The organism is Amycolatopsis sp. NPDC003731 (genome assembly GCF_053586895.1).
This window is the reverse complement of record NZ_JBSFNC010000081.1, coordinates 14,610-27,285: the sequence shown is the minus strand read 5'-3', so window position 1 is coordinate 27,285 and position 12,676 is coordinate 14,610. Positions and strand designations below refer to the sequence as shown.

The window sequence follows — 12,676 nt, the reverse complement described above, 5'->3', positions numbered from 1 at the left end:
TGCAGCGCTCCTCATTTCCGGAAGACCATGGCGGAGAACGTCGACCCCAGGCCGACGGAAATCATCAGGTAGCAGGCGCCCGGCGCGATGAGTCCGAGGCCGTTCGCGGTGTGGTGATTGAGAAAGGGGTCGGCGCAGAAGCAGTGCCCGGTGAGCCCGACGTTGCGCAGGAAGATCTTCGAGCGCGGGATGCCGAGCGCCGCGCTCGCCCGCACCCAGGAGATCTTGTTGACGTTGTGCGGCAGGACGAGATCGATGTCGCCGACGCTCAGCCCGGCCGCCGCGACGGCTTCGAGCGCGACGTCGGCGACCGCGCCGGGGTAGATCTGCCGGAATTCGGCGGCCTGCTCGTCGTCGAGGATGACTTCGCCGCCCGGGCCGCCGAGCGTGGTGGTGGCGTAGCCGAGCAGCGTGTCCTGGTCCTCGCCGGGGCCGACGAGGACCGCGGCGGTGGCCTCGCCCATGATCGCGGTGTCGGGGATGACCTGCGCGGAGCGGGTGAACGCCTTTTCCCCGGTGAGGACGAGGGCGAGCGCGTCGGGATCGCCGTCGGCGGCCAGCAGCGTGCCGCAGAGGTCGACGGCGAGCAGTCCGGAGGCGCAGGCATGGTCGGTGAGGGTGAAGAGGGCCGCGTGGGTGAGCCCGAGCGCCTCCCGCACGTCGACCATGGGGTCGACGGGGTACGGGTTCGCGGCCGGCATCGTCTTCGCGCGCACGACGTACCGCACGCGTTCTTCCCGGCCGCGGAGGGCATCGAGCTTGCTGACCGCGCCGAGCACCATGTCCGCTTCGGACTCGTCGGACCGGCAGACCCGGTCGAGGCCGTACATCCGCCGGAAGCGGCGCACCTGCCCGGCGTCGAGGCCCAGTTCGTCCTGCAGCGATTCGATCGGCACGGTCGTCGGCACGTAGGTGGACACCGCAACCAGCGAAGTCATCGCGCGGTCAACTCCCATCGGGGTTCGCCACCGGTTCTCGGACCCACCAAGGATCGCGAGGAACGCTGACGGCCCACTGACGGCGTGCTGACCTGCGCCCGGCCGGTCGTGAGTGGTAAGGCGGGCTAGAACCCGCTGTTGAGTCTCAGGACATCGCCGACAGTTGATGTCTCGGGACCTCACAGACACTGACTGGCTTGTCGAGGCATGGCCACCACAGCATCAACGGTGACCATGCCTCGATGGGCAGAGCAGGGTTTGCGATGGATCCTGAGCTCGTCGCCGCGGTCGCTCGGGCCGCTCACGGCGAGAAGATCAACGTGGCACGGTTCTGCCGCGAACACGGCCTGTCCCGAGACACCTTCTACAAATACCTGACCCGCTTCCGCGCCGAAGGCGCCAGCGGGTTCGCCCACCACAGCACCGCCCCGCACCGCCACCCGACCGCGTTCGGGCCGCAGGTGGCCGAGGCGGTGCTGCGCGCCCGCAAAGAGCTCGCCGACCAAGGCCTCGACAACGGCCCCATCTCCATCCGCTGGCGACTCGAAGACACCGGCCTCACCCCGGTGCCCTCCCGCGCCTCCATCCACCGGATCCTGCGCGCCCACGGCCAGATCACCCCGCAACCCCGCAAGAAACCCCGGACCCGACGGCGGTTCGAATACGCCGACCCCAACGGCTGCTGGCAGATCGACGGCATGGAACACCACCTGGCCGACGGCACGAAGGTCTGCATCATCCAGATCCTCGACGACCACTCCCGCCTCGACGTCGGCACCTACGCCGCCACCGGCGAAACCACCACCGACACCTGGGCCGCGCTGCAACACGCCTTCGCCGGGCACGGCCTACCCGTGCGGCTGCTCTCGGACAACGGGCTGGCCTTCACCGGCAAACACCGCGGCCGGATGGTCGAACTCGAACGCCACCTCGCCGCCCTCGGGATCACCAGCATTGCGGCCACCCCGCATCGCCCGCAGACCTGCGGCAAGAACGAACGCGTCCACCAGACCCTGCAGAAATGGCTCGCCGCCCGACCACCCGCCCACACCCTCACCGAGTTGCAAGAACTACTCGAGCAATACCGGCAGATCTACAACCATCGCCGCCACCAAAGCCTGGACGGGCAGACACCCCAGCAGCGCTACGACGCCCGCCCGAAAGCCACCCCCGCCACCGGCCCGCGCCGGCCCAGCGGCGTCACCACCCGAGCAGTCTCAGCCACCGGCGTGCTCGCCTTCTCCGGCTGCTCCATCGTCCTCGGACGCTCCTGGGCCGGGCGCACCGCCAGCCTCTACTGGCAAGGCGACCGCGTCACCATCATGATCGACGACACGGTCGCCCGCCAGCTCACACTAGACAGATCGGTACGCTACCAACCCCTCACCAACCACAAACTGTCCGCGAAGTCCTGAAACAGACCCGTCCGTGAGGTCCTGAGACATGACAGCGGGCTAGAACCCGCCTTACCACTCACGACGCGCGGGTGACTACGCGGTCTTCGGGAACGGGAGGATGTCCCACACCCGGTCACCGGACTGCGGCGTGCAGTCGTACTGCGCGGCGGTGACGTCGTTGCCGGGGCTCGCCACCCCGGCGCAGCGGCCGGTCGCCCGGTTCTTCAGCTGGACGTGCCCGTCCGCCGCGACGACGTCCCACAGCTGGTCGGTGAACTGCGGCAGGCACTCGTACTGCAGCAGCGGCTGCCCGTTCACGTTGCCGGCGCCGTGCACGATCAGGCACTTCTTCGTGTAGTGGTTGCGCACCAGCACCCCGCCCGCCGGCTGCGGTTCGAATTCCCACGCCTGGTCCTGGAACTGGGGCAGGCAGTCGTACTGGACCGCGGGCGCGTCGTTGACGTTGTCCGCGCCACGGACGATCAGGCAGCGGCCCGAGGCGCGGTTGACGACCTGCACCGGGTCCGGCACCGGGGCGATCTCCCAGACCTGGTCGGAGTACTGCGGGAAGCACTCGTACTGGGCGGCGGGAGCCCCGTTGACGTTGTTGGCGCCGAACACGACCGCGCAGCCACCGGTCGCCCGGTTCTTGAGCTGGACACCGCCGTCGACCGGGACGATGTCCCACAGCTGGTCGGAGTACTGCGGCAGGCACTCGTACTGCTGCAGCGGCGTCCCGTTGCCACTGCCGGTCGCGTGGACGATCAGGCACCGCTTGGTGAAGTGGTTGCGCAGCAGCACCCCGCCCGTGGCCTGCGGTTCGATGTCCCACGCCTGATCGGCGTAGGCGGCCGGGCAGTCGAACTGGAACGCCGGCGCGTCGTCGACGTTGTTCGCGCCCTGGACGGCCAGGCAGCGCTGGGAGTAGTGGTTGACGAACCGGACCGACTTCGGCGTGACCTGGTCGGAGATCCAGCCCGCGAGGTCGTCGGTGCGGGCCGCAACCGCGCCCTGCCGGGTCTCGGTCACCGCGAGGCAGCCGTGCTGCCACGACCGGCTCAGGACGCCCGCGAGCTCGAGCCCGCCGTCGGTGCCCGGGCGCAGCAGCGGGCCGCCGGCGTCGCCGAGGCACGGGTCCTGGCCGGCCGGGCTGGTCACCGCGACCGTCGTCGGCGTGGTGGTGCCGAGTGCGAACGACGCGGTCGTCGCCCGGTTGGGCACCCACTCGGTCGCCGTGCGGCCGTACCCGGTGATCCGGACGGTCTCGGCGGCGGGCGGCCGGTTGCCGACCCGCAGCGGGGTGACGTCGGCAACCGGGTGGGTCAGCTTCGCCAGCGCGACGTCCCGGTCGGCGCGGGCGACCACTGTGGACACCCGGTAGGGGACGGCGGCGCGCAGGTCGGGCTGCCCGGCGTACACGGTGGTCGGCTTCGCGGGCGCGGCCGGCTGCGCGGTGGCGCCGGGGAAGCAGGCCGCCGCCGTGACGATCCACTGTGGAGCGATCAGGGCGCCGGAGCAGGCCGCGGTGTCCGTCGTGATCTTGACGGCGAACCGGTCGGCCCCGTCGGCGACCGGCTGGCCGCCGGTGAGGGCGCCGGCCGGCGACGGGACGAGCACCGCCCCGGCACAGACGACGGCGGCGACGAACGGAACACGGGATCTTCGCATGGGGTTCCCCCTGGTGGTGATGCGGAAATGAGGACGACGGCGGCGCGCGGCGGCGGTGGCGGCCGCGCCCAGCCGTCCAGGGCGGCGGACCCCACGGCAGGTCGAACTCCCAGCACTCCTGCGTCCCCCTAGCGCGCGGTAGTCCGGCTGGGGTCACGCTAGCCAAGATCGTCCGGCAAGACCACCCTCTTCCGGCGAATCAGGCGGACGGCTCCCCGAAGGCCTTCAGCAGGAGCCGGTGCAAGGTCTCCCGCTCACCGGGACTCAGCCGGGCGAGCAGCTCGCCGGTGACCGCGGTGGAGACCTCGTCGACCTTGCCGACGGTGGCCTGACCGGGCTCGGTGAGGGTCAGCACGTGCCGGCGCCGGTCCTCGGTGTCGCGCTCGCGGGACACCCAGCCGGCGGCCTCCAGCCGGTCGAGCACCTTGACCAGGTCACTGCGGTCGAAGCCGAGCCGGTCGGCCACCCGCTGCTGCGAGAGCGGCCCGGCCTCGCCGATGCAGACGAGGACGTAGTAGTCCCGCAGGGCGACCCCGTGCCCGGCCAGCGCGGTGTCGATCCGGCCGGTCCCGCTGCGGTGCAGCTGCCCCATCACATAGGTGGGCCAGCGCAGCAGGCCCCGGGGCCGCCCGGACGGCGAAGCGGACATGGCGGCGAGCATAGGGGCGGCCGCGGGCCGGCACAATTGTGGGAAGTCCCCACGGTCGCCGTCCCGCTCCGTCGTAGCCTGACGGGTCTGCCTCCGACGTCGGGGTCCAGCGTTCGAGGACCGCGCAGGACCGGCCGTCCTCGATGACGGTCCACTCAAAGCGAGCCGGCGGGCACCGTGCCGGGATCGGGTTCGTACCAGCAACGCGACCCGGCGGCCGCCAGCACGGCCAGTGGATGCGACCGCCCGAGCTCCCGGCTCAGCGCGGTTCGGGCGGCCGCTTCCGCCGACTCCGGCCCTTCGTCGAGGGCTAGATTCCATCGCGCGACCAACGTGGCGGTGTGTCGCGCACCTTGGGCCCGGGCCGCGATCCGGGCCGTCCGGCGGTCGAGCTTCGCCGCGGCTTCGTGGTCGCCGATCTCGTGGAGATCGGTCGCGAAGTTGATCGCGCAGGCGAGCGTGATCGGGTGCCCCTCCCCGAGCAGCGCCGACGCTCGACCGAGCAGGGTGCGGTCGAGGTCGAGCGCCTGCCGGGTCTCCCCGCAGAGGCGCCGGGTCAGGGCCAGGTCCCCCGACGCGGCCAGCGTCGCGGGGTGCCAGTCATCGCCGTGTTGACGCAACCGTGCCACGACTTCTTCCTGGAGTGCTCCCACTTCGGCGGCGAGCGGGCGGCCCGCCAGCGCCGCGGCCACCCGGGCGGTCGCGGCGAACTCGGCGGCGACCACCATGTCCTCTGTGGACGGTGGAAGGGCATGGCCTCCGAGAGCCTCGAACGCCGCATCGATCTCGCCGGTCTCCCGCAGGGAGCGGGCCAGTGCCACGGCGGGGCCGTGACTCCGGTGCAGCCGGACGGCGCGGACGCGGTCGCCCCGCAGCCGGTACGCCACTCCGAGCTCGGCGGCGAGCCGTCCGAACTCCGGCGTGCCACTGGCGGATTCCCCTTCCCAGGAAAGCAGTACCGTCTCGGCCACCTCGATCGCCCCGGCCAGGTACCCGAGCTCGAGGAGCCGTCTCGTCAGGTCGGCGACGCCACTCCGCACCCGCGGGTCGGCACAGTTCGCCATGCCCGAGTGCCTCAGGTGCGAAACCACTTCCCCGGGCGGCAGCGTCGAAGTGTCCTCGGCCAGGACCCGGTGGACGGCATGGCGCGCCGAGTCGAGCGCCGTCTCCTCCGACCGGGCCAGCACCTCCGACCGGACCGGCTCCGGGACGACCAGGACGTCCCGGTCCGGCACCAGCAATCCGGCGTCGAGCAGAGCCGTCCGAGCCTCGTCGAGCTCCGGGACGGCCACGCCTCCGGCGCCCGGGTCCGGTCCGAGATCCGACAACCGGCGGAGGAAGTTCGTGGACACCCCGCGGGGGCCGACCACGGCGCAGATGTCGAGGAGCGGCCGGCTGCCGGCCACCGCTTCGAGCGCGCGGCGGAACAGCCCGTCGTCCGTCATCTCCCGCGTGAACCAGCCTGCGGCGAACCGGCGCCGGGGCGCCCGGTGCGCGAGGTAGGCGACGGTGGCGGCGAGACCGCCGTGCAGTTCGGCGAGCGACTCGCACTCGGCGTCGCCGAGCGAGGGGGCGCGCCCCTGCAGCAGTTCGCGGCTCTGCGCGGCGGACAGCCTGCCGAGGGGCACCGGGATTCCGTGATCGCTCCAGGCCGGCTCCCGCGAGGTCACGACGACGTGCGCCGGACCGGCCGGGAGGTAGGGCAGCACGTCACCGGGATCGGACGCGCCATCGAGGACGAGCAGCCATCGCACCGCGCGGGCGCCGGCGAACGCGTCCAGCACGGCGGCCGCGGCGGCGTCGGCACCCGCTCCGTGGGGTTTCAGCCCGAGTTCGATGGCGATGCCCCCGTAGCCGGTGACGATGTCGGCCGCGGCGCCCGCGCGAACCCACCAAGCCGAGTCGTAGTCGTCGGCGTGCCGCGCGAGGTATCCGCGGACCAGCTCGGTCTTGCCGCTGCCGCCCTCCCCGAGCACCACCACCGGACGACCGTCTCCGTCGGCGAGCGACGACCGCAGGGCCGCCAGTTCGGGCCGTTCGACGAAGTCCTGGGCACCAGCCTGCGGGGTCTCCGACAGCACGGCCATGGTCTCGGAGCCGTCCGACTGGGCCGCCGTCCGCGGCATGGCCATGCCGGACAGCGACTCCGGGCCGGCCGCCAGGCGGTCTGCCCGCGAGAGGTAGGGCCCCGACAGCGCCCGCATCACGGCGTGCTCCAGCCCGATGTCGGCTGGCTCGCTCGGCAACGACGGCGCGAACGGGTCGGTGACCGCGGCCCGCAAGCGGGCGATCGCCGGCCTCGCGGCGCCGAAGGCCGTGCCCACGTCGCGGATGACACCCACCGTCTCGGCGCGCCGCAGCGCACCGAGGAGTTCCGCCCGCACCCCGGGCCGGAAGTCGAGGCCTGCGCCGGGTTCATCGGTCAGCAGCCCGCCGTGGAGAACCTCGGCCAGGTGGAAGAGCGCCGACCGCGGCACCATTTCCCGCTGGACGAAGCGCATCACCGCCAGGTCGATCGGGACGGCGGACAGCAGCGCGGCGAGGCGGAAGGCGGCCGGGGACGCGGTGAGGTGGAACGCGCGCACCCGTTCGTGCGCGGAGAGCTCGGCGGACAGGTCTTCCGGCGCGCCGGAAGACCGGCCGAGAAGGGCGACCGGCAGGGTGACCTCGGGCGGGCCCGTCGCGGTGAGCAGGCCTGCCCAGCGCGCCAGCCACCGGCCGGACATCTCGAGCACCGGCACCGGGAGGCCCTCGCGGCGGGGCGCCCCGGATTCGGCGTAGAGGTCGAAGCGCAGCCGCCGGTTGGGTGTCCCGGGTTCGCGCGCCGACAGGTTCGCCAGTTCCGTGGTCAGGTTTCCCAGGCGCCACAAGCGAGGCGGGAGGTGGTGGACCACGGCGAGCGGGTTGTCCTCTCCGAGCACGGCCAGCCAGGAGGCGACCGCGTCCGGGCGCCACGCCCGGCCCATGCCGTCGGTCAGCACGAGGACGATCCGCCGTCCGCGGGGATCGGCGAGATCCCGCAACGGGCGCCGGTCCGAGCGCCCGGCGACCTGGTAGCCGTCGGGGATGTCCTGGTCGGTGTCGATCTGGACGGTCCGGACGTCGCGGAACGCACCCTGGTGCTCGAGCAGACGGACGAAGTGTGCCGCGGTTGCTCGCCACAGCTCGGCCGAGCGACCGGTATCGCACACGACGACCACGTCGAACCACCGGGTGGCCGCGGGCCGGGTCACCGGCAGCCACAGCCCGGTTTCCGCCGCGTTCGTCGCTACGCGAACCTCGTCGAGCTCACTGTCCCGTCGGGACGGGACGCGCCGGGACAGCGGCCGCAGCGCTCGTTCGATCGCCCGCGGGTCCGTCAGCTGCGACTCGAAGGCCCGGTCTCCACCGTCCTGCCCCGGCCGGGCCGCAACCGCATCGGGCACCGGCACCATCCCGGCGGTGGCCGGTACCGACTCGACCGCTGCGGGCTCCACCGGTTCGCTCGGTGGCGGCGCCACCCGTTTCGGTGCGGGTGGCCGGTCCGGCGGCCGGTCGTCCGGTTGCCCCGGCCGGTCCGGCGGCCGCAGCAAGTGGGCGAGCCAGAGCCCGTCCGCGACGTCACGCCAGGACAGCTCGTCCGCCGGTACCGCGGTCGGCGCGTCGTCCGGCTCGCTCATAGCGTGTACTCCCCAGTCAGTCGACGGGTGCCGACAGCTGCCGCCACAGCGCGTCGACGAGCTGCGGCCACGACTCGTCGTGCGGGTCGTAGTTCCCGGATGTCACCAGGTAGAGAGCGTTCAACAGCTGGTCGACCGGCAACCCGGGTTCCGCCGTGGCGGACCGTTCAGCGAAGGCTTCGATCAGCTCGGCGGCCACGGTCCCGGTCCCCCGCGGCAGGTGCGCGGCGACGATACCCGCCAACTGCTCCACATCCGGCTGCGGCAGATCCAGCCGGATGCAACGCCGCAGGAACGCGGGTGGGAACTGGCGTTCGCCGTTGCTCGTGATCACGATGATCGGGAAGGCCCGGCAGCGCACCACGCCGGAGCGGACCACCGCCGACTCGCCCAGGTCGTGGGTGAACACCCGGACTTCCGGCGTCACGCTCGCCAGCCGGGCCAGCTCCGGGATGAAGTATTCGCCTTCTTCCAGCACGGCCAGCAGATCGTTGGGCAGGTCGATGTCGCTCTTGTCGAGTTCGTCGACCAGCAGGACCCGCGGTTTGTCGTAGGCCAGCAGCGCCGTGCCGAGCGGCCCGAGCCGCAGGAAGGCGCCGACGTCGGCGGCCACCGCGGGATCCTGACCTGCCGCCTGCGCACTGGCGGCCTGGACCCGGCCGATCGCATCGTACTCGTACAGGCCGTTCCCGAGCGTGCTCCGGGTGGAGACCGGCCAGTAGAGGACCGGACCGAGTCTCAACTCCTGCGCGATCCGGTAGGCGAGCGACGACTTCCCCGTTCCCGGCGCGCCCGTGACCAGCAGTGGGCGGCGGAGGCAGATGGCCGCGTTGATCAGCTCGACCTGCCGAGGATCGGGGCGCACCGGCACCGGACCCGGCCGGCCGAGGCGCCGGGTGAATTCGGCCTCCTTGGCCACCGGAACCGGCAGCACCGGCTCCCCGGCGAACTCGCGCCACGGAGGAGGTGGCGGGAGGAGGTCGGCGATGTCCTCCGTGCGAGGCTCCCCCGTTCCGCGGTAGATCCACCACGGGGGCACCGGGGAAGCGGCTTCCTGGCCAGGATTCATGACCGACCTTCCTTCGCGTGTTCGCGCACACCGACCGGCCCGGACGGCTCGACGAGCCGGCCCGGGTCATCCCACAACAAAGTCACATGACTGCCGACGTGTGTTTCAGGGTCGCCGGCACCGAACGCCTCACCCCGGAGCAACCGCATGCTCTCCGGCAGGTCGGGACCGGCGTGGAGCAGGAGCGGGGCGACCTCCCGGAAATCGGCGGAGAACCGCCGGTCGCGCAGCCACAGCATCGCCGGGACGCCGGCCCGCAGTCCCACGACCACTTCGTCCCCGGCGATGCTCTCCGATGCCGCCGGCGGCTGGGGCAGCACCAGCATCACCTGGTCGCTCGTGGCCAGCGCGGCGTCGAGCCGCCGCACGTCGGCCTGTTCACGGGGATCGGCCCAGACGACCTGGTCGGCTTCGAGGGAGCCGAGCCGGGTCAGGCTTTCCCACCGGCGCCGCCAAGAACGGTGCCAGTGCGGGGTGTGCGCGCGGTCCAGGCTGCGCACGACGATCTGGTGCCGCAGGCCCAGCGGCTGCGGCGGCTCGCCGGGAAGTTCGCCCGGCCACTGGTCGATCGGCAGGCCGAGCAACGCCCGCGGCAGCAGGAACTCCACCCGGATGAACGCCGCGTCGGCGGCCCAGCCCGCTTCTGCCTGCCGGACCAGCGCGGCGATGTGCTCCCGCATCTGCGCCGGCCCGCCCTCGAACTCCTCGCCCGCCCGCACCGCACCGGAGCCGAGCTGGGTCCAGTACCGCGCCTGGAGCCGGTCGGGCGCCACGACGTCCTGCTCGAGCCGGATGACCAGGTAGGCGCCCGCGCCGGCCGCAGCACCCACCGGCTCGGTCAGCGTCGGCACCGGCACCCCGAGCCGGACGGCGGTGGCGCGGTTCCACTGCCGCAGCTCGGCCGCAAGGCCGGGTTCGGCCTGGGCGGCCAGGCGTTCGACGAACACCAGCGCCGGCGGGATCCCGCTGGGTGGCGCGTTCAACCGCTCCAGTTCCTCGAAGTAGGCCCGGGGCCCGGTCGGCGGCTCGTCCGGCTCGGGAACGTACGGCCCGGCCGCGGCGCGGTAGTCCTCTTCCAGCCGCACCCACCGCCCGGCGGCGAACAGCCGGAACAGCCGGCCCCGGTCGTCCGGCGGCAGCCAGGAGAGCGGGCTCAGTTCCGCCGCCGCCGTCCGGATGCTCTCCACTCCGCTCGGGTCCGGTTCGAGCTCCTCGAGCACGTCCAGCAGAGCTTGGATCCCGTAGGGGTGCCGCTCGCAAGCGACCACCAGGGCGTAGAGGTGCAGCCGGAACGAGGGCTGCTCCGGCACGTCGAACTCCGCGCCCAGCTGCCGCCGGAGCAGATCGATCGCCAGCGCCCGGGCGTGCGGCTCGCGCAGCACCTCGGTGCGCGACAAGGCATCGACCAGCGGACCGAGGGAGCCCGCCGCCGCGGGCGGGCGCTGGTCCTCGTCCCCGGGTGCCAGCAGTTCGGCCGGCGTGACTTCCAGCGCTTTCGCGAGCACGGCGATCTCGTCGGCCGTCACCGTTTTCCGGACACCGGATTCGATCTTCGCGATGGTGCCGCGGGTCAGCGCCGGCTGCCCGGCCTCGGCGCACGCCCTCGCCAAGCGATCGGCCGTCCACCCGCGCTCCCGCCGCAAGCGGCGAACGTGGGCGGCGACCAGCCGCGCGATCGGCTCAGGCCCCATCGAGTCTCCAGAGTCACTGTTCGGAGCAACTCTATCACTTTTCTTCCAAATCGGAGCATAATGACGGAGCAACGCAGGTCCGCGGAGACTTCGACAGACGCAGGGGGTAGGCGATGCCTACCAGGCCACCACCGCCCGACAGCTTCCTCGCCCTCATCGCAGCCATCATTCGCGACCGCAAACAGACGATGAACGTGGCGTTCCTGGTGGTCTGCATCGCATTCGCGGCGGCCGTCGTCCTAGCCCCCACGCTCGTGATCATGCTGCTGGTCGGTCCCACCGGCGCGGCCGCCGTCGGGGGCGTCAGCGCACTGGCCACCGCCGGCGCCGCAGTCGGCCGCGCCCGGCGGCGATCGATCCGGCAGCGGGCGGATGCCTCGCGCCCAGCCGGGGAAATCGACGGTTCCTGACCAGCAGGTCTCGGTCACTGCTCAGCAGCAAAAGTCCACTGTGGACGCAGACGTGATCATCGCCCTGAGTGGACTATCAGTGGATTTCCGTCGCGTAGCCACCGTCGATGGCGAATGTCGCGCCGGTGATGTTGCCCGCCACCCGGTCACCGGCCAGGAAGGCGACCAGGTTGGCCACCTCCGCGGGCCGGGTGAAGCGGCCGGTGACCGCGTGGGCCGCGGCTTCGTCCGCGACCGCGTCCGGGCTCGCGCCCGTCGTCGCCGCCAGGGTTTCCGCCACGCCGCCCGTGCCGAGCCACAGGTCCGTCGCGACCGGGCCCGGGTTGATCGCGTTCGCGCGGATGCCGCGGGGGCCGAACTCCTTCGACAGCGACTTCGTGAAGTTGACCAGCGCCGCTTTCGCCGCGCTGTAGTCGATCACGCCCGGGTCGGGCAGGACCGCGTTGACCGAGGCGACCGTGACGATGCTCCCCCGGCCCGCCGTCACCATCGTCGGCAGCACCGCCCGGGTGGCCCGGACCGCGCTCAGCAGGTTCAGCGTCACCGAGCGCGTCCAGTCTTCGTCGGTCACCAGCAGGAAGCCGTTCGGCCGGGGCGTGACCGCGCCGACGTTGTTGACCAGGACGTCGATGCGGCCGAACTCGGCCACCGCCAGCTCGGCCAGCCGGCCCGGACCGTCCGCGGTGCCGAGGTCGACCGCGAGCGCGTGCGCCTTCCCCGCCTCGACGAGGGCCTCCAGACCCGGCCCCGGGACGCGCGCGCCCGCCACGACGTGCGCGCCTTCCGCGACCAGGACTTCGGTGACGGCCAGGCCGATGCCGCGGCTGGCTCCGGTGACGACCGCGACCGCGCCGTCCAGTCCGAGGTCCACCGGCTAGACCCCCTGCTCGCGCAGCCAGGCACGTTCGACACGTGCCACGCCGCCCTCACCCGGGCACGGGACAGCGCTTACCTGCTCGAGTTCGACAGCTACGCCCGGCGGTACGCCGAGCTCGGGATCCCGGCGTACCGGCCGCAGGAGCTGGAGCCGGTGTACCCGTGGTCGCTGGCGTGGCGGGATGGCGAGCAGCCGGAGAGCGTCCGGGCGTTCCTGGACGTGGCGAGGGAGACGGCCGCGCGGCACCACTGGCTGCACCCCGAACGGGCGGACGGCGTGCCGCTGTGGGCACCACCGGAGGACCTCGCCGTCGCGTGA

10 protein-coding genes are annotated in these 12,676 nt (G+C 72.5%); 3 read left to right on the top strand and 7 right to left on the bottom strand.

The window, feature by feature from the left end; genetic code table 11:
• Positions 1-11 precede the first annotated feature (11 nt).
• Positions 12-938 (bottom strand): 3-oxoacyl-[acyl-carrier-protein] synthase III C-terminal domain-containing protein, encoded by a 927-nt coding sequence (locus ACWDN5_RS28730; protein WP_449678473.1) that lies wholly within the window; start codon positions 936-938, stop codon positions 12-14.
• 197 nt (positions 939-1,135) lie between these two features.
• On the opposite strand from ACWDN5_RS28730, the gene ACWDN5_RS28725 reads away from it, so the two are divergent.
• The gene (locus tag ACWDN5_RS28725) at positions 1,136-2,353 is read left to right on the top strand and encodes an IS481 family transposase (protein WP_449678472.1); all 1,218 of its coding nucleotides are present in this window, start codon (positions 1,136-1,138) and stop codon (positions 2,351-2,353) included.
• Between the two features lie 75 nt (positions 2,354-2,428).
• Here the strand turns inward: ACWDN5_RS28725 and ACWDN5_RS28720 are convergent, their stop codons facing one another.
• The 5 genes from ACWDN5_RS28720 to ACWDN5_RS28700 all read right to left on the bottom strand — a co-directional run bounded on the left by ACWDN5_RS28720 (position 2,429) and on the right by ACWDN5_RS28700 (position 11,071).
• Entirely contained in the window at positions 2,429-4,003 is a 1,575-nt protein-coding gene (locus ACWDN5_RS28720) for an RICIN domain-containing protein (protein ID WP_449678471.1), read from the bottom strand.
• Positions 4,004-4,202: 199 nt separating this feature from the next.
• Entirely contained in the window at positions 4,203-4,652 is a 450-nt protein-coding gene (locus ACWDN5_RS28715) for a MarR family winged helix-turn-helix transcriptional regulator (RefSeq protein ID WP_310969861.1), read from the bottom strand.
• Positions 4,653-4,807: 155 nt separating this feature from the next.
• Positions 4,808-8,311, bottom strand: coding sequence for an SAV_2336 N-terminal domain-related protein (locus tag ACWDN5_RS28710; RefSeq protein ID WP_449678470.1), 3,504 nt, complete (start codon positions 8,309-8,311; stop codon positions 4,808-4,810).
• 16 nt (positions 8,312-8,327) lie between these two features.
• The gene (locus ACWDN5_RS28705; protein WP_449678469.1) at positions 8,328-9,380 is read right to left on the bottom strand and encodes an AAA family ATPase; all 1,053 of its coding nucleotides are present in this window, start codon (positions 9,378-9,380) and stop codon (positions 8,328-8,330) included.
• Positions 9,377-11,071, bottom strand: coding sequence for a VMAP-C domain-containing protein (locus ACWDN5_RS28700; protein WP_449678468.1), 1,695 nt, complete (start codon positions 11,069-11,071; stop codon positions 9,377-9,379). Before ACWDN5_RS28700 ends, ACWDN5_RS28705 begins: the two co-directional genes overlap by 4 nt.
• A gap of 113 nt (positions 11,072-11,184) precedes the next feature.
• On the opposite strand from ACWDN5_RS28700, the gene ACWDN5_RS28695 reads away from it, so the two are divergent.
• Complete coding sequence (locus tag ACWDN5_RS28695) at positions 11,185-11,481, top strand: hypothetical protein (RefSeq protein WP_449678467.1); 297 nt, start codon at positions 11,185-11,187, stop codon at positions 11,479-11,481.
• Positions 11,482-11,557: 76 nt separating this feature from the next.
• On the opposite strand, the gene ACWDN5_RS28690 is transcribed toward ACWDN5_RS28695, so the two are convergent.
• Positions 11,558-12,352 (bottom strand): SDR family NAD(P)-dependent oxidoreductase, encoded by a 795-nt coding sequence (locus ACWDN5_RS28690; RefSeq protein WP_449678466.1) that lies wholly within the window; start codon positions 12,350-12,352, stop codon positions 11,558-11,560.
• On the opposite strand from ACWDN5_RS28690, the gene ACWDN5_RS28685 reads away from it, so the two are divergent.
• Positions 12,254-12,676, top strand: coding sequence for a hypothetical protein (locus tag ACWDN5_RS28685; RefSeq protein ID WP_449678481.1), 423 nt, complete (start codon positions 12,254-12,256; stop codon positions 12,674-12,676). The two genes, ACWDN5_RS28690 and ACWDN5_RS28685, sit on opposite strands and share 99 nt — an antisense overlap.